At 68.8% G+C, this 18706-nt stretch carries 21 protein-coding genes; 11 read left to right on the forward strand and 10 right to left on the reverse strand.

Annotated features, from left to right (window positions below; genetic code table 11):
* Window positions 1–448 precede the first annotated feature (448 nt).
* The 4 genes from ACZ9YD_RS12355 to ACZ9YD_RS12370 all read right to left on the reverse strand — a co-directional run bounded on the left by ACZ9YD_RS12355 (window position 449) and on the right by ACZ9YD_RS12370 (window position 3852).
* Window positions 449–1009 (reverse strand): DUF3016 domain-containing protein, encoded by a 561-nt coding sequence (locus ACZ9YD_RS12355; protein WP_465075544.1) that lies wholly within the window; start codon window positions 1007–1009, stop codon window positions 449–451.
* Between the two features lie 100 nt (window positions 1010–1109).
* Entirely contained in the window at window positions 1110–2558 is a 1449-nt protein-coding gene (locus tag ACZ9YD_RS12360) for a hypothetical protein (protein ID WP_465075545.1), read from the reverse strand.
* Window positions 2555–3466, reverse strand: a complete 912-nt coding sequence (locus ACZ9YD_RS12365; RefSeq protein WP_465075546.1) for an ABC transporter ATP-binding protein — start codon at window positions 3464–3466, stop codon at window positions 2555–2557. The genes ACZ9YD_RS12360 and ACZ9YD_RS12365 overlap by 4 nt, the downstream gene beginning before the upstream one ends.
* Window positions 3463–3852, reverse strand: a complete 390-nt coding sequence (locus tag ACZ9YD_RS12370; protein ID WP_465075547.1) for a GntR family transcriptional regulator — start codon at window positions 3850–3852, stop codon at window positions 3463–3465. Before ACZ9YD_RS12370 ends, ACZ9YD_RS12365 begins: the two co-directional genes overlap by 4 nt.
* A gap of 126 nt (window positions 3853–3978) precedes the next feature.
* On the opposite strand from ACZ9YD_RS12370, the gene ACZ9YD_RS12375 reads away from it, so the two are divergent.
* The 3 genes from ACZ9YD_RS12375 to ACZ9YD_RS12385 all read left to right on the forward strand — a co-directional run bounded on the left by ACZ9YD_RS12375 (window position 3979) and on the right by ACZ9YD_RS12385 (window position 6465).
* Window positions 3979–4641 (forward strand): murein L,D-transpeptidase catalytic domain family protein, encoded by a 663-nt coding sequence (locus ACZ9YD_RS12375; protein WP_465075548.1) that lies wholly within the window; start codon window positions 3979–3981, stop codon window positions 4639–4641.
* A gap of 129 nt (window positions 4642–4770) precedes the next feature.
* On the forward strand, window positions 4771–5733 hold the full coding sequence (locus ACZ9YD_RS12380; protein WP_465075594.1) for a L,D-transpeptidase family protein: 963 nt from the start codon (window positions 4771–4773) through the stop codon (window positions 5731–5733).
* Between the two features lie 3 nt (window positions 5734–5736).
* Window positions 5737–6465 (forward strand): M23 family metallopeptidase, encoded by a 729-nt coding sequence (locus tag ACZ9YD_RS12385; RefSeq protein ID WP_465075549.1) that lies wholly within the window; start codon window positions 5737–5739, stop codon window positions 6463–6465.
* 202 nt (window positions 6466–6667) lie between these two features.
* Here ACZ9YD_RS12385 and ACZ9YD_RS12390 read toward each other — a convergent pair whose 3' ends face one another.
* Window positions 6668–7180 (reverse strand): fasciclin domain-containing protein, encoded by a 513-nt coding sequence (locus ACZ9YD_RS12390; RefSeq protein WP_465075595.1) that lies wholly within the window; start codon window positions 7178–7180, stop codon window positions 6668–6670.
* Window positions 7181–7475: 295 nt separating this feature from the next.
* Window positions 7476–8006, reverse strand: a complete 531-nt coding sequence (locus ACZ9YD_RS12395) for an arylesterase (RefSeq protein ID WP_465075550.1) — start codon at window positions 8004–8006, stop codon at window positions 7476–7478.
* Window positions 8007–8238: 232 nt separating this feature from the next.
* On the opposite strand from ACZ9YD_RS12395, the gene ACZ9YD_RS12400 reads away from it, so the two are divergent.
* Both ACZ9YD_RS12400 and ACZ9YD_RS12405 read left to right on the forward strand, forming a co-directional pair.
* Window positions 8239–8964, forward strand: a complete 726-nt coding sequence (locus ACZ9YD_RS12400; RefSeq protein WP_465075551.1) for an ABC transporter ATP-binding protein — start codon at window positions 8239–8241, stop codon at window positions 8962–8964.
* Window positions 8961–11489, forward strand: coding sequence for an ABC transporter permease (locus ACZ9YD_RS12405; RefSeq protein ID WP_465075552.1), 2529 nt, complete (start codon window positions 8961–8963; stop codon window positions 11487–11489). Before ACZ9YD_RS12400 ends, ACZ9YD_RS12405 begins: the two co-directional genes overlap by 4 nt.
* 19 nt (window positions 11490–11508) lie before the next feature.
* Here ACZ9YD_RS12405 and ACZ9YD_RS12410 read toward each other — a convergent pair whose 3' ends face one another.
* On the reverse strand, window positions 11509–12141 hold the full coding sequence (locus ACZ9YD_RS12410; RefSeq protein WP_465075553.1) for a phosphatase PAP2 family protein: 633 nt from the start codon (window positions 12139–12141) through the stop codon (window positions 11509–11511).
* 75 nt (window positions 12142–12216) lie between these two features.
* Here ACZ9YD_RS12410 and ACZ9YD_RS12415 point away from each other — a divergent pair, with 75 nt between their 5' ends.
* From ACZ9YD_RS12415 to ACZ9YD_RS12430, 4 genes are read left to right on the forward strand one after another with little or no spacing between them, the layout of a single operon-like run.
* Window positions 12217–13071 (forward strand): hypothetical protein, encoded by an 855-nt coding sequence (locus tag ACZ9YD_RS12415; protein ID WP_465075554.1) that lies wholly within the window; start codon window positions 12217–12219, stop codon window positions 13069–13071.
* Between the two features lie 47 nt (window positions 13072–13118).
* Window positions 13119–13646 carry a hypothetical protein gene (locus ACZ9YD_RS12420; RefSeq protein ID WP_465075555.1) on the forward strand — a complete coding sequence of 176 codons (528 nt, stop codon included), beginning with the start codon at window positions 13119–13121 and terminating at the stop codon, window positions 13644–13646.
* Window positions 13647–13681: 35 nt separating this feature from the next.
* Window positions 13682–14986, forward strand: a complete 1305-nt coding sequence (locus ACZ9YD_RS12425; RefSeq protein ID WP_465075557.1) for a YcaO-like family protein — start codon at window positions 13682–13684, stop codon at window positions 14984–14986.
* An 11-nt stretch (window positions 14987–14997) separates the two neighbouring features.
* A complete protein-coding gene (locus ACZ9YD_RS12430) occupies window positions 14998–15771 on the forward strand; it encodes a SagB/ThcOx family dehydrogenase (RefSeq protein ID WP_465075559.1) in 774 nt (257 codons plus the stop codon).
* 3 nt (window positions 15772–15774) lie between these two features.
* Here the strand turns inward: ACZ9YD_RS12430 and ACZ9YD_RS12435 are convergent, their stop codons facing one another.
* Both ACZ9YD_RS12435 and ACZ9YD_RS12440 read right to left on the reverse strand, forming a co-directional pair.
* Window positions 15775–16716, reverse strand: a complete 942-nt coding sequence (locus ACZ9YD_RS12435) for an aspartyl protease family protein (protein WP_465075560.1) — start codon at window positions 16714–16716, stop codon at window positions 15775–15777.
* Between the two features lie 143 nt (window positions 16717–16859).
* A complete protein-coding gene (locus ACZ9YD_RS12440; RefSeq protein ID WP_465075561.1) occupies window positions 16860–17186 on the reverse strand; it encodes a hypothetical protein in 327 nt (108 codons plus the stop codon).
* A 140-nt stretch (window positions 17187–17326) separates the two neighbouring features.
* Between ACZ9YD_RS12440 and ACZ9YD_RS12445 the strand changes: the two genes are divergently transcribed.
* Both ACZ9YD_RS12445 and ACZ9YD_RS12450 read left to right on the forward strand, forming a co-directional pair.
* Complete coding sequence (locus ACZ9YD_RS12445; protein ID WP_465075562.1) at window positions 17327–17929, forward strand: RNA polymerase sigma factor; 603 nt, start codon at window positions 17327–17329, stop codon at window positions 17927–17929.
* The gene (locus tag ACZ9YD_RS12450) at window positions 17926–18351 is read left to right on the forward strand and encodes a hypothetical protein (RefSeq protein WP_465075563.1); all 426 of its coding nucleotides are present in this window, start codon (window positions 17926–17928) and stop codon (window positions 18349–18351) included. Before ACZ9YD_RS12445 ends, ACZ9YD_RS12450 begins: the two co-directional genes overlap by 4 nt.
* 3 nt (window positions 18352–18354) lie before the next feature.
* Here ACZ9YD_RS12450 and ACZ9YD_RS12455 read toward each other — a convergent pair whose 3' ends face one another.
* Window positions 18355–18612 carry a hypothetical protein gene (locus ACZ9YD_RS12455; RefSeq protein WP_465075596.1) on the reverse strand — a complete coding sequence of 86 codons (258 nt, stop codon included), beginning with the start codon at window positions 18610–18612 and terminating at the stop codon, window positions 18355–18357.
* Between the last annotated feature and the right edge of the window lie 94 nt (window positions 18613–18706).

The raw sequence follows: 18706 nt of genomic DNA on the forward strand, positions 1-18706 counted from the left end.
ACGCGGCACGCAGCCCAAACTCGCTGCGCTCAGACATGGGCTGCTCTTCGGCCACGCCAGGCTCCGGTGCTCGGCTCTCTTTACGGCTCGATTCAAGTCAAAGGCTGAAAGCCAGAGCCAGAGCCAGAGCCAGAGCCAGAGCCAGGGCCAGGGCCAAAGCCAAAGCCAAAGCCAAAGTCAGAGCAGAACCAGAGCCCAAGCCGGCCAGAAGCAGCAGCCGAACGAAGCAGAACGAAACCGGAGTGCGTGCCGGCGCCGAATCCAGAGCAGGTGAAAAAGACGCGCGAACCGAGGCTGGCATGCATGTACGCGCGGAGATCGCGACGACGGCAATCCGGTCTTGAGGCGCCCGGAGCCTGCGTGAAGTGCGTCCTTATCGACCCGAAACCGCTCCGAATACGCAACAAAAAAGCCGCGCAATCGCGCGGCTTCTTCGAGTCCACAGACCTCAGCGCTGCGCGATCGCAGGCCGCAGGTCGCGTCGCAGCCAGTCGTCGATCAGCTGCTTCTCGTAGCGCAGCGCATCGCTGTTCATGCTGCTGGCGCGGCTGAGGAACCCCATGTCGCGCAGTTCGCGCGGGCCTTCGGCGATCACGGTGCCGCCGGCGTCGCGGAGCACGAAATCGAGATCGATCCGCGGCGGGTAGTGGTCTTTGATGATCCGTACGTGGTCGTAACGCGGGCCGTTCCAAGGCTCGTACATACCGGCGCGACGGATGTCGCGGATGGTCACGTCGAGCGTGCTGCCAGCCGGCAGCTCGCGCTCCGCGCGCTGGCGTACGTAGCGCGCGATCTGCTCGACCCAGTCACCCCGACGCGCTTCCCAGCGATTGCCGCTGAGCCGGATATCGGAGAACGCTTCGGGATCGGTCCACGCCACCGCGACCGGGCTGTCGCCGGTCAGGCTGCGCGGCAGTTCGGGATCGGTGACGTCGTTGCCGGCGAGCGCCGGCATCGCGAGGGCGCTCAGCGCGGCGGCGAGCAACAGGGGCAGGGATCGGCGATGCATCGCGGGTACTCCCGACTGCGGGCGGTGCGCGCAGGATGGATGGCTGGAATTCGATCATGCGCCGGGTGGGCTTAACCGGCAATCAAGGTATTCGGCCGATTCAGTCCAGCAGGAACGCATGCGCGCTTGCGCGGAAGCGTCGCAGCGAAACGCGTGCAGCCATCAGATAGGCCGCCGTCAGCGTGATCCAGAGCGCTGCCCAGACAGCAGGGGACGATTCCACCGGAAGCGGGATCACGGCGACCATCGCCGAAGCGATTCCAGCGATCAGCAGCGGCAGCAGGATGAAGAATGTACGCATGCTCGCGACATCCATCCGGGTGAGCGCGATCGCGCACAGCAGCACGCCGCTGGCACCAGTGCCGGCCAGTACACCCAGCAGGAGCACGACATGCGGCCAGGTGATGCCGCGGATCCAGGCCAGAAGCAACACGCCTGCAAGCGCGAACAGCATCAACTGCCCGAGCCGGACCATGACGCTGCGCAGCAGTCGCGTGGCGGCTTCGGCCGGCGTGCCCAGTCCCGGCAACAAAGCCAACTCGGCCAGTTCACCTGAGACGCGACGACGTTGCCGTTCCAGCCGGAGGGCCAACGTCCAGCTACCCGCGAACAGGCCGAACAGCGCGCCGATCAGCAGCGCGTCGCGCACCATCGGCGTGTCGCCGCGGAACGGAATCACCAGCACTGCGATGACGCAGAGCGTCAGCAGAGCCCACTGCTTCAGCACCGCGCGCCGCGCGATGTATCCCATCGGGCCGGCCAGCAGCGTGTCGATCGCCGCGCCCGGCGTGTGTGGTCCGGCGTGCTCCGGTCGAGGCAACGCGACCAGCCATCCCGTGTGCACCTGCGGCGCATCGGGGCTTGCGGCGATCTTCGAGTCGGTCCACGCCACCATGCCGCCGGGCGCCTGCAACATCACCGGACGACGCCAGGCAGGAATGTCCGCCGGGTCGGGCGTTCGCATGATCGAGCGGACGCACGCGGCCAGCACCAGGACGCCGAGGACGGCGATCGCCAGCAGATGCGGGGTGGCCATCGGCGGCAGCACACTCGCGAGCACCCGCGACAGCCCCGGCAGGGTCAGCAGGGCCACTGCGGCAGGCCAGGACAGCACCGCGAACAACAGGCCGCCGAGCATACCCAGCGCCGCCGCACCCAACGCGGTTGCAAGGGGGACACCCAGCGCGAGCAGGAGCGAGGCAGGCAGCAACAGGGTCACAACGGCGGCGCCTGCCAGTGCAGACAGCACTGCAACCGTGATTCCGGGCGTGCGCAGACCGGCGGCCTGCGACTGCATCAGCAGCAGGCGTGAGAGCCAGCCGCCCCAGATCGAGAAATTGGCAATCAGGACGAAGAACGCCAACCCGTTAGCGCGTGAGGCTGCGTCGTCGGACGGGATGAGCACGCCCAGCAGGCCGGCCGACGCCAGCAGCACGACGTACACCGTGAGCATCCAGATCCGGTGACGCAGCGTGGAGCAAGCACGGAGCGCGGCGATCCCCGGGCCCAGGCCGGTGGACCCTGGCTTCGGCATCACGGCGGCGTTCATGCCGACACCTCGATGAAGAGATCCTCCAGCGGCAGCGCTTCGGCGCGGACGCCGGGCACCTGCAGCAGGTCGGGCCAGGGCGCGTCTTCACCGCGCAACACCGTGATCGACAGGCCGCCGTAGGGATGCGGCCGTCGCGAGACCTCGCCGGGCACGTCCTGGCGCAGTTGCACTGCAACGGCCGCGGGCACGTGCAGGCGCAGATTGCGTTCCTTGAGGCTGTCGAGCTCGCTGTGCAACAGCAGCTGGCCCTCGTGCAGGAACGCGACATGCGAGGCGACGCGCTCGAGGTCGGACACGATGTGGGTCGAGAAGAGCACCGTCGTGCCGGACTCGCCGGCGCGCGACGCGATCTCGCGCAGCAGTTCGCGGCGGCCGACGGGATCGAGCGCCGATGCGGGTTCGTCGAGCACCAGCAGTTCTGGACGCGGCGCGAGCGCGCGCAGGATCGCGACGCGTTGTCGCTCGCCGGGAGAGAGCTTCGCGAGCATGCGGTTGCGCGGCAGTTGCCAGCGTTCCAGGGTGGCGTCGACATAGGCGGCGTCCCAGCGCGGATAGAACCTGCCGATGAAATCCAGCATCTCGCCAACCTGCAGCCACGCCATCGCCTCGGGCTGCTGCGGCACGTAGCCGAGCCGCTGCTTGATCGCATCGGTCAGGCGCAGGGCCGGCACGCCCCAGACGGTGGCGCTGCCGGCGTCGGGTTCGATCAGGCCGAGCATCGCGCGGATGAGCGTGCTCTTGCCGGCGCCGTTGCGACCGATCAGGCCGAGCACGGCGCCGGGTTCGATTACCAGCGAGACGCCGCGCAACACACTGCGGTGGTCGTACTGCTTGATCAGGCCGTCGACGGCGAGCGGCGCTGCGGCATCGAGGGCGGGCAGGGAGCGTTCGAGCATCGCATTCATTGCGGATCCTCCGAGAGTCGGGTCTTGAGGCGGTCGAGCAAGGCGTCGGCCGGCAGTTCGAGTTCGCGCGCCTGGCGTGCGAGCGCGTCGAGTGCAGGATCGATCAGCGCCCAGCGCCCAGCGAGATCGGGTGGGGCCGCGAGATCGGCGACGACCATCCCCTTGCCGCGCAGCCGCAGCAGCACGCCCTCCGCTTCGAGCTGGCTGTAGGCCTTGGACACGGTCATCGGGTTGATGGCGTGCAATCCGGCCACATCGCGCACCGAGGGCAGGGATTCGCCGGGCTGCAGCACACCGCCCGCGACCAGCCGCCGGATCTGACCGGTGATCTGCCGGTACAGCGGCTCGGCGGCGTTGGGCTGGATCGAGAGCAGGCATGCGTCCATGTGTATCAATACAACAATACACTTGGACGGGTGTCAAGCGACAGGCCGCGCTACGCGCCACGGCAGGCCGTTGGTCGTGCCGTTGAGGCGCTTGGCGTTCAATCTGCCAGCGATAAACTGCTTCGCATGCGCACCACTATCCTTCGGGCATCGCTGATCCTGTCGCTGCTGGCGTCGTCGTCGCTGCTGCAGGCCGCCGATGCCCCGCTCGACACCCTGGCCGCTGCTGCGCCGGCGCTTGATCGCAACGTCCTGTCGCTCGCACTCGATGCACGCGCATGCGCGGCACGTGGTCACAAGGTTGGACGCCGGCTCGCGGTCATCGACTATTCGCGTCCCTCGACCGACGTCCGCATGTGGATCTTCGATGTGCAGAGCGGTCGCCTGCTGCATGCCGAGCATGTCGCGCACGGACGCGGCAGTGGCGACAATGTGCCCAAGGTGTTCTCCGATGTCGAAGGCAGCTACCAGTCGAGCCTCGGCCTGTTTTCGACGGCCGAGACCTACACCGGACAGAACGGGTATTCGCTGCGCATGGATGGACTGGAGCCCGGCATCAACGGGCGTGCGCGCGAGCGGTTGATCGTCATGCACGGCGCCGATTACGTCGATCCCGCGCAGGCGCGGCGCCAGGGCAGGCTCGGGCGCAGCTGGGGTTGTCCCGCCGTGCGCGATGAAGTGGCGCAGGCGGTGATCGACGATCTCAAGGACGGCCAGCTGCTGTTCGCCTATGCCAACGATCCGGCGTGGCGGCGCGACTCGAAGCTGTTGCGCTGCCCGGTACGCTGAACACTGGCAGCGGGGCTTCACGCGGATGGCGCGCGTGTGCCGGGAGCATGCGATGTCACGAGCCCAAGGAACGACCCCATGCCTGCCCACTGGATCCGCACTGCCCGCGCGCCTGTCTGCGCCTTCGCCATGCTGCTGGTCGCCGCGCCCGCGTTCGCACAGGATGCGCCTGCGCGCGATGCCACCGCGCAGCCTGCTGAGGCTGCCACCGCGCTGACGGCCGAGTCGGTCAATGCGGCCGGCATGGACGCCGGTGATGCGGCGATGCTGCGCACCCAGGTGCTGCTCGACCGCGTGCATTTCTCGCCCGGCGAGATCGACGCGCGCGGCGGTACCAACACCACGCGTGCGATCGCCGCGTTCCAGCGCTTCCGCGGTATCGAGGCCAGTGGCGAACTCGATGCGCCCACCTGGGAGGCGCTCACCAGTGGTGATGCACCTGCACTGCTCGCGCACACGCTGACGGCCGAAGATGTCGCCGGTCCGTTCGTCGCGGTGCCCGACGACATGATGGCGCAATCGAAGCAGGACGCTCTCGGCTTCGAGACTGTGGTCGAAGCACTCGGCGAGCGCTTCCATGCATCGCCCGCGTTGCTGCGCCGGCTCAATCCCGGCAGCGAATTCGAGGCCGGTGCGCGCATCGTCGTCCCGAACGTCGCCGAGACCGCGCCGCTCGCCGAACCCGCGCGCGTGGTCGTGAGCAAGTCGGATTCGGTCGTGCGTCTGGTCGATGCGGGCGGCAAGGTCTATGCGCAGTTTCCGGCCTCGACCGGCACCGAACACGATCCACTGCCGACCGGCGAGTGGAAGATCGAAGGCGTCGCCACCGACCCCACGTTCCACTACAACCCGGACCTGTTCTGGGATGCCAACCCCTCGCACGCGAAGGCCGCGCTGCCGGCCGGCCCGAACAATCCGGTCGGCACGGTGTGGATCGATCTGTCAAAGCCGCATTACGGCATCCACGGCACGCCCGAGCCGCAAAACATCGGCAAGACCCAGTCGCACGGCTGCATCCGCATGACCAACTGGAGCGCGCGCCGCGTCGCCGACGTGGTCAAGCCGGGCACGGTCGCGCTGCTCGAGGAGTAAGCGATGAAACGATCGGGCATCTGGATCGCACTGGTTGCGGTGCTGCTCCTGGTGAATATCGCCTGGTTCCTATGGCAGGGCGGTCCGCTGCTCGAGCGAGGCGCGAGCGAAGCAGATGACGCGGCGCGCGCGGCGCCCGCCCAGACAGCCACCGGGACTGTGAAGTCCGGAAGCACATCTCCGTCTGCCCCCGCAGCGGAAATCGATGCCCAGGTCGCGACCCCGACGATCCCGCCGCCGACGGTGCCACCCGCTGCACCGGTCGTGGATTCCGCATCGCCCGACGGGCTGCTGCTGCCGGTGCAGGGCATCGCCATCGCCGACATCCACGACACGTTCGGTGATGCGCGCGGCAGCGAACGGCAGCACGAGGCGCTCGACATCATGGCGCCGGCCGGCACGCCGGTCCTTGCGATCGCAGACGGCACGATCGAAAAACTGTTCACCAGCGATCGCGGTGGACTGACGATCTACCAGTTCGAGCCCACCGGGCAGTTCTCGTATTACTACGCACACTTGCAGGCGTATGCCCCCGGTCTGGCCGAAGGCGCGACCGTGAAGCGCGGCGATGTGCTGGGCAGCGTCGGCAGCACCGGCAATGCCGATCCCGCCGCGCCGCACTTGCACTTCGCGATTTTCCAGCTGACACCGGAGCGGCAATGGTGGTCGGGAACACCGATCAATCCGTATCCGCTGCTGCGCGATGCCGCCGAGGCACCAGCGCCTCGTTGACCGTGCGGGCCACGCTGTGTGGTGCGATCGGCATTGATGTCCCCCGACCCACACCCGTCGACTGCGCGCGCTGGAACCGCAGGCATGAAAAAAGGAGGCGACCGGATGGCCGCCTCCTCCTGGAGACACGCAGACCAGACGAGGAATCCGCGTGGGTGACACGTGGTGCCGGCACCGCGCAGCGGCGATGCCGACGGATGCGTTACGGCATCAGCACGGTGTCGATGACGTGGATCACGCCGTTGCTCTGGCGGACGTCGGCGGTGGTGACCGTCGCCACATTGCCCTTCGCATCAGTCAGCGTGACCTTGCCGCCGTCGGTCTTGGCAGTCAGCTCTTCGCCTTCCACGGTCTTGAGCATCGCGCTGCCACCGCCGGCCTGGATCTGCTGGGTGAGCGCGGCTGCGTCGATGTTGCCCGGCACCACGTGATAGGTCAGCACCTTGGTCAGGTCGTCCTTCATTTCCGGCTTCAGCAAGCCGTCGACGGTACCCGCCGGCAGCTTCTCGAACGCGGCGTTGGTCGGCGCGAACACGGTGAACGGGCCAGCGCCCTTCAGCGTGTCGACGAGACCGGCGGCCTGGACCGCGGCGACCAGCGTGGTGTGATCCTTGGAATTCACCGCGTTGTCGATGATGTCCTTGTTGGCATACATCGGCGCGCCGCCCACCATCGGGTTCTCGGACTGCGCGGTCGCGTCGGCTTCGGCAGACATCGCCGGATCAGCGACGGGGGCGGTAGCGGGTGTTTCGGCCTGCGACGGCATCGCGGCCGTGGAATCGGCAGCCGCTTCCTTCTGGCAGGCGGTGAGGGCGATCGAGGTGAGCAGCATGGCTGCGAGCAGATTGCGCTTCATGGCGGTATTCCCTGGTTGGGTGACGGGACCTGCCACGTGTGCGGCAGGTTCAAGTCATCTACGCAACGCGGGCGCCAACTGGATGCATCACGCGGCGCTCACCTTCCCGAATACGCAGCGGCGTCCGGATGCGTACGTCGCATCATGGAGTGCGTCAGTCCAGCAGCGGCCGCAGCGCGGGCCACATATGGTCGAGCAACTGCACCTGCACGGCGGCGGTGGGGTGCAGGTTGTCGTCCTGGAAGTTCGCGCGGTCGTCGGCGATCGGCTCGAGCAGGAACGGCAGCAGCGCGGTGTCGAAGGTCTTCGCCAGCAGGCGGTAGTTGTCCTCGAAGCCGCGCGTGTAGTCGGCGCCCAGATTCGGCGGCATGCGCATGCCGACCAGCAGGACCTGCGCGCCGACGTACTGGGACGCGCCGATCATCCGCGCGAGATTGCGACGCGCATCAGCCAGCGGCAGACCGCGCAGTCCATCGTTGGCGCCGAGCGCGATGATCACGATGTCGGGCTGCTCGCGGACGACCGCCTCGGAAATTCGCGATGCGCCACCCGCACTGGTCTCGCCGGAGATGCTCGCATTGACCACGCGCCAGCCGGGCGCGTCGCGCTGCAGACGCTGCTGCAGCAGCGAGACCCAGCCTTCGCCGGCGGACATGCCGTAGCCCGCGGAGAGTGAATCACCCATGACCAAAATGGTCTTCGCCGCGCCACCGGGTGACGCAGCAGGCGACGCCGACTGCGCCTGTGCTAGAACGGGCAGGGCCAGCAGGCACGCCAACATCCAGCGCATCCACCGCGCTTGCATCCGGCGGCGCGCGGCCGCAGTTCTCTCAATCATTCCCACATCTCCGGTCGGTCCGGCGACGCCGCTGCTTGGCGACGTGCGCGGCGCTGGTTCGAAACATCGAAGGATATCTATGCACGACGGCACCCCCACGCAAGATGAAACCGCACGCGCCGGTCATGCACTCGACGTCACGGCGCTGGGCAAGCGGGTCGCACTGCCGTCGGGCGAACTGACCATCCTGCAAGACGTCGCGTTCCGCATCGGCCACGGCGACACGGTGGCGATCGTCGGCGCATCGGGGTCGGGCAAGAGCACGCTGCTGTCGCTGCTCGCCGGTCTCGATACGCCGAGTACTGGCACTGTCGTGCTCGATGGTGCGTCGATCTCCACGCTCGACGAGGACGGCCGCGCGAAGGTGCGCGGCGAGAAGGTCGGCTTCGTGTTCCAGAGCTTCCAGCTGCTGCCGTCGCTGACCGCGCTGGAGAACGTGATGCTGCCGCTCGAGCTGCGCGGCGACCGCGAGGTGGAAGGGCCGGCGCGCGACGTGCTCGCGCGCGTGGGCCTGGGCGAGCGCCTCGGCCATTACCCGCGCCAGCTCTCCGGCGGCGAGCAGCAGCGCGTGGCACTGGCACGTGCGTTCGTGACCCGGCCGGCGCTGCTGTTCGCCGACGAGCCCACCGGCAACCTCGATACCGCGACCGGCCAGTCGATCATCGAACTGCTGTTCGCGCTCAATGCCGACGCCGGCACGACGCTGGTGCTGGTCACCCATGACGATCATCTGGCGCAGCGCTGCCAGCGCCGTCTGCGCATCGACAGCGGGCGCCTGGTCGCCGACGAGGCGATGACCGCATGAGGACCGCCGCGCTCGCGTGGCGCCAGCTGCGCCGCGATTTCAAGGCCGGCGACATCCGCATCCTGTTCGCCGCGCTGGTGCTCGCGGTTGTCGCGGTGACTGCGGTCGGCTTCGTTACCGATCGCGCCGAGCGCGCGCTGGCGATCGAAGCCAACCGACTGCTCGGCGGCGATGCGGTCGTGCGCGGCGACGCGCCGATCGAAGGCGCGATCCGCGATGCGTCCAAGGCAGCGGGTCTCGAAGCTGTCGACACGATCGAACTCGACAGCATGATCCGCGTTGGCGCAGGCGACACCGCGAATCTGCAGCTGGGCGACGTGCGCGCGCTCGGCGACGGCTTTCCGCTGCGCGGCAGTTTCCGCATCGCCGGCGCCGATGGCGTCGAGCGCGATGCCGAGGCCGTGCCCGAGCCCGGCACCGCATGGATGAGCCGCGCCGGTGCCGACACGCTGGGCGCGTCGGTCGGCGACACCGTGTTTCTCGGCGACCGCAGCTTCCGCCTGGCTGCGCTGGTGCTGCAGGAACCGGATGCGTCGATCGACTATTTCAACGTCGCGCCGAAGGTGTTCCTGCACCTGTCCGATCTCGAGGCGACGGGGTTGATCCAGCCGGGCAGTCGCATCCGCTATCGCCTGGTGATCGCCGGTGACGCGAATGCCGTCGACAGCTTCGCCAACGCCGCGCGCGCGAACATCGGCCGTGGCCAGCGCGTGGAAACCATCGGCGATGCGCGCCCGGAAGTGCGCTCCTCGCTCGATCGCGCCGGCCGCTTCCTCGGCCTTGCTGCGCTGGTCTCGGTGATCCTCGCTGCGGTCGCCGTCGCGATGGCCGCGCGCCAGCATTCGGCGCGACATCTGACCTCCGTCGCGGTCATGCGTTGCATGGGCGCGCAGCAACGCACGCTGGTCGGCATCCATGTCGGCGAACTGCTGTTGCTCGGCGTGATCGCCTGCACGCTGGGCGTGGTCATCGCCTTCGGTCTGCAGTGGGGCATCGGCCGCTGGCTGGAGTCGCTGCTGGGCCTGTCGATTCCGTCCGCCGGGCTGATGCCGGCTTTGCAGGGTTACGGCGTCGGCCTCGTCGTGCTGATGGCCTTCGGCGCGCCACCGGTGCTCGCACTCCGTCGCGTGCCGGCGTTGCGCGTGCTGCGGCGTGATCTCGGAGGTTTCGAGCCGAGTGCGTGGCTGGTCGGTGGCGCCGGGTTCATCGGTCTTGCCGCACTGCTGTGGTGGAAGGCCGGCTCGGCGACGCTCGGTGGCGCGATGCTCGCGGGCATCGCGGCGACGTTCGCCGTACTCGCACTGCTGGCCTGGGGCCTGATCCTGCTGGTGCGCGCGTTGCGCACGCGGCTGCGTGGCAGCCTGCGCTACGGCCTGGCCAATGTGAGCCGGCGCGCGGGCACCAGTGTCGCCCAGGTCACCGCGCTCGGCCTCGGCCTGATGGCGCTGCTGCTGCTGACCTTCGTGCGCACCGACCTGCTCGACCGCTGGCAGCTGGCCATCGGCCAGGACGCGCCGAACCGCTTCATCATCAACGTGCAGCCCGACCAGCTCGATCCCGTGCGCGCTTTCATCGCCGATCAGGGCGTCGATGCACCGGTGCTGTTCCCGATGATCCGCGCGCGTCTGGTCGAGCGGAACGGTGAACCGGTGCGCGGCGAGGACTACGCCGGCCGCAGCGGCGACGAGGCGCAGGACCGTCAGGCGCAGCGTCGCGCCGAGCGCGAGTTCAATCTCTCGATGCAGAGTGATCTGCGCGACGACAACCGGGTCACCGCCGGCACGTTCTGGGGCGAGACCGCGCCGGCCACGCCGGAGATCTCGGTCGAGGAAGGCTTTGCCAAGGATCTCGGCTGGCAGCTCGGCGATCGCATCGTCTTCGACATCGCCGGCCAGCGGTTCGAAGCACCGATCACGAGTTTCCGCAGCATCGAATGGGAGAGCTTCCGGCCGAACTTCTTCGTCGTCGCCTCACCCGGCGCGCTGGATGCGTATCCCGCCAGCCACATCACCGCGGTCCGCGTACCGACCGACAAGCCGCGCTTCACCGCCGATCTGGTGCAGCAGTTCCCGAACCTGTCGGTGGTCGACATCGACGCGGTGCTCACCCAGGTACGCAGTACCGCGGACCAGGTGTCGACGGTGGTGCAGGTGGTGTTCTGGTTCTCGCTGGCGGCCGGCGTGCTGGTGCTGCTGGCGGCGGTGAGCGCCAGCCAGGACGAGCGCCTGCTCGAAGGCGGCGTGATGCGCGTGCTCGGCGGCAAGCGGGCGCAGCTGCGACTGGCGCAGGCGTCGGAGTTCGCGGCGATCGGCTTGCTAGCCGGACTGGTCGCGTCGATCGCGGCCTCGGTACTGGCCGGCGTGATCGCAGTGCAGGTGTTCGATCTGCCCTGGACACCGAACTGGGCGCTGGCCGCAACCGGCGGCGGCATCGGCGTGCTGATGACGCTGCTCGCCGGTCTGTGGGCCACCCGCAAGGTGCTGGACGCGCCGCCGTCGGTGACGTTGCGCGCACTGCAGGACTGATCGAAGTCGCGCCGCGCGATCAGTGCGGCGCGCGCATCGGCACGATCCACAGCGCCAGCGCGCCGAGCAGCGTGCCGGCGACGATATCGGCGATGTCGTGCTGCCAGGTCGTCAGCGTCGACAGCAGGATCAGGGCGCACCAGGCATGCCAGAGCATTCGCGCTGCAAGGTGCGGGTGCAGCGCAACGCTGCCCGCGCGCCACACCAGCACGAGTACAGCCGCGTGCAGCGACGGCGCCATGTTCACCGGCTGCTCGAATGCACGCAGCTGCTCGAACAGTGCGCCGGTGACGCCGGATGCGTCGGGCGCGTCGCGCACTGCAGCCGTCGGCCAGAGCCAGAAGACGAGGAAGCAGACCGTCTGCACCAGCGCGATCCGCGCCGCGTGCATGCGTAGTGCGCGCACGTGCTCGAACGCGAAGAACGCGCAGGGGTAGAGCAGGTTGAGACTGAGGTAGGGCCAGATCGTCCAGCCGAGGAACGGCACGCGCGCATCCCAAGCGCCATGCAGCGAATGCGGCGCGGGCTGCGCGGCCGCCCACTGGTTGGTCAGCGAATAGCCGACCACGAAATACGCGCCGAGACCGCAGGCCCACATCAGGGCTTCACGCCAGGGATGGAAGTCGTTGGCGGCGTTGGGCGTTGGGGGCACGGCGTCACGCTAGCAGATCGTCGTGCGCGCCAGCCGCTATCCTCGCGGCCTCGACACGACACGGCCGGAGCCAAGGTGCAGGACGACATCGCCAGGTGGCACGGCTGGATCAACAACCCGGCGTGGACGCTGTTCGCGCAGTCACAGGACGACGCCACGCTGCTGCTGGTCTCCGGTGGCGCGGATGCGCTGTACGTCGTCGACGAAGCGCAGGGCGTGGACGCCATCGACCGCATCGTCGCGGCGTGGCATGACGATGCGCTCGCGCGACTGGTCGACGATGCCGCCTGCGGCGCCGCGGTGCGTCAGCTCGTGCGGCTCGGCGTGCTGCTGCCGCCGACCGCGCTCGCATCGCCTGCGCGCATCGCGTTCGCGTGGCTCGGCACGCCGATGCCTGCGCTGGAATCCGCGTTCGATGCGATGTCGGATGCAGGCGGGGCGACGCGTGTCGATGCAGACGCTGCATCGGTGCAGCTGGTCGTGCGTACGGATGCGTCGTGGTCGGATGCACTCGCGACGTACCGCGATGCGATGCCGGCGGTGCCGCATCTCTTCGTCGACGTCGCCTACCAGCGCACGCTCGGCGTCGGTCCCTACGTCGTGCCCGGCGACACCGCCTGCGTGTACTGCCTCGGCAACCGTGTGATCCGTCGCTGGGGTGATCCGCCGACGCCGCAACGCCCGTCGGTCGCCAGCGACGCGGCGCGGGTCGCAGCCCTGATCGCACCGTTGCTGCGTGACGCGACGCATCTGCTGCCGTTCCTCGAACACGCGGTGAGTCTCGACCTGTCCACGCTCGCCAGTACGCGCGAGCGCGTCGTGCGGTTGCCGTGGTGCCCGGCGTGTCGCCCGGGCATGCGCGCACCATCGCCGCTGATGTTGCCGTGGGTCGATGCATCCCCCGGTGCCGGGGCCGCATCGCCCCGCTAGTATCTGCACACCCCATCCGCTGGATGCGGTCCGATATGGAGTGCGCGATGTACCGTCTGCCGTCCCAGTTCGATCCCACCGCGCGTCACGATGGCCTGTCGGCCGCCGGTGGCGGCTCCACGACGACGACCTGCAGCTCCTGCATCGTCACGCTGGGCGTGGGCTCCTTCGTCACCGCGCAACTGTTCGTCGCCAACACGCCGCGGGTCGATCCCGAACTGCCCGGTCACGCTGCCGCTGCGGTGATCCGCGAGACGCCAGAGGCATCGGCGACTACGGCGCCGCCGATCGACGCGGTGGTACGACCGCCACCGTCACGTCGCAAACTGATGCTGGTGGGACTGTTCTCGATGGTGATCGCGAGTCTCACGGGCTTGATGTCGGGGGCGATGACCACCGTCTTCCTGCTGTCCCCGATCGTCGGTCTCGCGGTCTTCATCGCCCTGTACTGCTGGGCCTACGAGCGCACCGGACGCAGTCCGGCACGTGGCGCGTTGATCGCGGTCGCGGTGCTGGTCTGTGCCGCGATCGGTGCAGCCATCGAAATGTGGATGTGGCTGGCCGCCATCGGATGACGGCGGCCGGCTACCGGTCGACGCGGACCCGCTGAGTGCAGACGCTGTCCGATCATCTGCTACACAGCGTGGCCGGTGCGCGCTGCGGCGTGGTCCTGCCGGCGCATGCGCTGCAGGCGGAACCCTGCGACGACATCGGCCCGTTGTTCGATGGCCTGCGCGTGCACAACGCGGCGACGCCCGCCGATCCGGCCAATCCGTGGCAGACGGCATCCGGCGCCGTCGCGCTCGACGCACGTGGCGCGGCCAGCGGTGCGATCGCCGAAGCGCTGGAGCGCATCGCCGCGGCGCAGGCCACGTTCGAGGTGCGGCCTCGCCGTGAGATTCCTGCCGGAGCGCGGCTTGACGATGCGGCGTTCGCGCTGTTCTCCGATGCGCAGCGCGCCACGCCGGAATTCCCGTGGAGGATGCCGCAGACCGATGACGATCTGCTCGCCGAAGTGCATGCGCTCAGCGACAACCGCGCGGTCTGGGTGCCGCAGGAACTGGTCGGCCTCGGTCCGCGCCAGGGTGAGGCGCGCATGCCGTCGACATCGAGCGGACTGGCCGCATGGCGCGACACACACGGCGGTCCGTGGCTGGCCGTGTTGCGCGCGGCGCAGGAACTGCTGGAACGCGACGCGCTCGCGGTGACATGGTCGAACGGGCTCGGCGGGCGCACCGTGGAACTGCCCGCGGAATGGCAGACCTTCGTGGCCGCGCGTGGCGGCATGCTGCGGGCGTTCGAACTCACCCAGCACTGGAATCCGCATCCGGTGATTGCGGTCGCGGGCAGTCTGCCGTTCGAGGGCCGGCCGCGGTACGTGCTGGGCATCGCCTGCCGCGCCCATCGTGGCGAAGCGCTGCACAAGGCGCTACTGGAATGGGTGCAGGCACTGACGTTCGCGGCGTACCTGGTCGGTCAGCACGGTGAGACCTTGCCGCGCACACCGGCAGAACTTCGACGCTTCGACGAACACGCCGCGTTCTACACGTTGCGTCCGGAGCTGTGGACGCAGACCTCGCTGCACGCGTATGCGGCGCCGAGCGGGCTGCGGATCGATGCAACAGATGTGCATGCGCGCAACACGCAAGCGAGCGACGCGGCCGCGCAACTGCAGACGTTGAATGCATCGCTCGGCGACGCAGGCGTGGCGCTGTTCTATCGCGAGCTGACCACGCGCGAGGTCGCGGACGCCGGCCTGCGCGTCATGCGCGTGCTGTCGCCGCAGCTGACCGGCCTGCATGCCGACGAACGGGCGCCGTTTCTGGGTGGTCGCTGCGCCGATGTCGCCTGGCGCTATCCCGGCGCGGTGTCGCACGGCGCCTGGCCCAATCCACTGCCGCATCCCCTCGGCTGACCGGAGTTCTGATGTCGTCTTCCGATGCCGATTCCGTGTTCGACGCAGCGCCGTTGTTCCATCTGTTCTGGGACAACGGCGCGCTCAATCCGTCGCGTGCACAGGTGATGCACGAACGGATCGCGCACGACGCCGCGCGCCCGTACCAGCCGCCGCGACCCTTGCACGCTGCAGCGGGCGTCGCCTTGCCGGCGCCCTGCGCCGAGCGCAACACCGCGTGGCTGCAACGTCGTAGTGCCCGCGCCTTCGGTCCGGAGCGCTGGATGCTCGACGCCGTCGCACATCTGCTCGCGCCGCTGCGCACGCGCGAAGGGGCCGGGCTGACCGATGCCGATGCTCAGACGCGACTGTTGCCGTCCGGCGGCGGCAAATATCCGGTGCAGGCCTATGTTGCGCTGTGCCGCATCGACGGGCCGCCGGCTTTGCAGAACAGCCTCGCCTGGTACGACCCGGTGCGCCACGCGCTCACGCCGGTCGCACCGTGTCCCGACTGGCCCACGCTCGCGAAGACGCTGGGCGTGGACTGGCCGGACGCGCCGGCCGTCGTCGTATTGCTGGTGGCGGAAGGCGCCGGCACGCTGGCGAAGTACGGCGAACGCGGCGGCCGCTTCCTGCTGATCGAGGCGGGCGTGCATCTGGGCGCGCTCGGTTATCAGGCTGCCGAAGCCGGCTGGGCCGGATCGGCGATCGCCTCCTTCGACGATGACGCGGTGCTCGCGCTACTGGGCCTGTCGGCGCCGCGACATCTGGCGATGCTGGCGTATGCCTGTGGGCCGAGTGCCTGACAGTCAGCGCGCTGCCTGCGTTAGCGGCCCGCACACCGCGACCCGCTGGCTGCGTTGGTCGATCAGCACGACACTATCTTGCAGCGCATGCGCGCCGACCAGCGCTTCGGGAAAGCGTGCCGACACGCGCGCATCGAAGTCGGAGAGCGACAGCGCGCCGATCCGCAGCGGACCTTGCAGCCGCGTGCGACCGCCGTCGATCTCACCTTTGCTGAGCGTCAGGCGGTCCTGCGTCACCGCCGCCGCATCGGGCATTGCGTCGTGGATCGCCTGTGGCAGCACGAGTGTCACGCTGGCGCCAGTGTCGAGTTGCGCTTCGACCTGTGCATCGCCGATCGCGACCGGAATCCGGAACGGTCGGTCGTACGCAAGCGCGCCGGGGTCTTCGGGCAACAGCCGACGGGTCCGGCTGAAGATCAGCCGCCGCTGCGCGTAATCGATCGTCAGCAGGCCGTCGGCGAAGAACCCGCGCGCGAAGATGCCGTCGAAGGCTGCATCCGCGGATTGACGCGCGTTGTAGTCGCGCGTGGTCGCGATGACCGCCTCGTGGCGCAGCGCGCCAAGCGCGAGGCTGCGCAGTCGCACGGTGTCGGCCTGCGCGGTGCTGACGCCGTCCGAGTTGTCCGCGCGTCCTTCGCGCGGCAGGCCAAGCGCGTCGACCATCCGCGTATCCGCGCGTGCGATGCCGCTGGCGCCGGTGTCCACCGCGAACCGGAATGGTCCCGCGCCGTCGACCTGCGCGTCGACGTAGATGCGTCCGTCGACGATGTCGAAGGGCACGTCGACCAGTGCGTCGGTGTGCGGCGATGCCGCGAAGTCGCAGGCGTCGTGACGCGGCACAGCGGCATGTTTGGCGCTCGTGCCGAGGAATACACACAGCATGAGCGCGGTATCGCAGGCGCGACGGAAGAGTCCGGTGCGCGCACCGGAAGCAGACAGGGTCATGGGGAGGCTCGATTGCCGCCTGACGCGCCGATGGATCGACGGGATGGGGCGGTTAGGACGGGGAAGCGTGCCGCAGGCCGCGGATCACGCGTGCGGGATATCCGTTCGCAGTGCCCGGCCATGAGGCCGGGCGTGAATCGGGATCAGCGGACGCGGCGCGCCAGGGCGAAGGCGACGAGATTGCCGATGCCGGTCGCACCGAGCAGCAGAGCGAACACGCCCGGGCTCGCTTCGGTCCAGCCGAAGGCTTCGATGCCGGCGAATCCCAGCGCCAGCGCGACGAGGATCGTGCCCCAGCGCAGCGAGGCCTGCCGGCGCCGGGTTTCTTCGCCTTCGAGGATCGACCGCAGCATGTCCTCCGAGCCGTTGGCGGCGACCATCTGCCGCCGCGTGCGCGCATCGACAACCGCCTTGATGGAGAGATAGACGCAGACGAACAGGGTGACCGGGATCAGGATGGCGAAGTCCATGGGGCGGGTTCCGTTGGATGGAGATGCGGGGTTCGAAGACTGGGATGCGGCGAACGCGCGGGCGGTTGCAACCGACGTCGCCGGTCCGGGCCGCGGCGCGTCTTGCAACCGCCAGCCCGCCCGGCGTATCCCTGTCTGCAATGCCGCCTGACGCACCGACCTCCGATGATGCGAGACGCGACGACCATGCCCTGGTCGCCGCCGTGCTGGCCGGCGTGCCGGGCGCGTTCGAGCAGCTGGTGCGCGCGCATCAGGGGCTGTGCTGGCACGTGATCGAGCGCATGGTCCGCCATCCGGAAGACACCCGCGAGCTGTGCCAGGAAGCGTTCCTGCGCGTGCACCAGGCCTTGCACCAGTACCGCGGCGAGAGCGCGCTCAAGTCATGGATCGCGCAGGTCGCGTATTCGGTGGCGAAGCGGCATCTCGAACGCCGGCGCATTCCACTGGCCGATGTGCCCGACGATGCCGACGGCCTGTCGCTGGCAGCGCGCGTCGCCGACGGCTTCGATCTCGAACAGGCCGCGTCCGATCACGAACTGTCCACGCATCTGCACGCCGCGATCGATCGACTGCCGCCACTGCAGCGCACCTTGCTGACGCTCTATCACCTCGACGAGCTGTCGATCGGTGAGATCGGCACCATCACCGGGCTCGCCGATGGCACGATCAAGAGCCACCTGTTCCGCAGCCGCAAGCTGTTGAGAGACTTGCTGGAACCCCGACTGGGAGTCGTCGCCGCATGAACCGTGTACCGGGTTACGAATCGAATGACGCGCGCTGGCAGGCGCAGGAACGCAGGCTGGCCGGCGCGCCCCCGGACGCGGGTGATGCGCTGCTCGCGCAGGCGCTGCGCACGCTGCCGTCGTCGTCGCCCCCTGCCGTATTCGCAGCGGGCGTCGCCCGCGTCGCAATGCAGGCGCGCAACGCCGAATCCGACAGCTATCGTGGCGAACAGATCCTGATATGCGTACTCATCGCGGCGATGGCGATCGGCGCAACGGTCTGTGCGTTCGTCTATAGCAGCACGTGGGCGGTGACCATCGCCTCGACACTCGGCGACGGCGCACTGCGGTGGGGGCTGGCCGGCGCGGCATGCGTGGCGATCTCGGCGCTACCGTGGCGACACGCTCTAACGTCAGCAGCGCGCTCGCCCGCTTCCGGCTGACGGTCAGCCGACGATGGTCTCGGTCGCCTCGAACCGCCGCGCGTAATCACGCTCCTCACTGACACGCTGCACTTGTTCGTAGGCGATGTCCGGTCCGCCATAGACCGCGTAGACGATCTCGTCGTCGCGACGGCCCACTGCATGCAGGTGGTAGCGCGACTGGCCGCTACCGGAATCCGGTGGATAGCGGGCCGGCGGCTCGGCGCCGTCGAGGTCGAGTTCGCTGTTGTCGATGGTGCCGCCGACGAACAGGGCATGAATGGGCATCGTGGTCTCCTCGGGTGTACGGAACGCAGTGAGGTCATCGTGCGGGCAGGGATGTTCGCGGCGGATCAACCTCGCGTTCGGATGGCGT

It is taken from the genome of Luteimonas sp. AC640a (assembly GCF_979256585.1).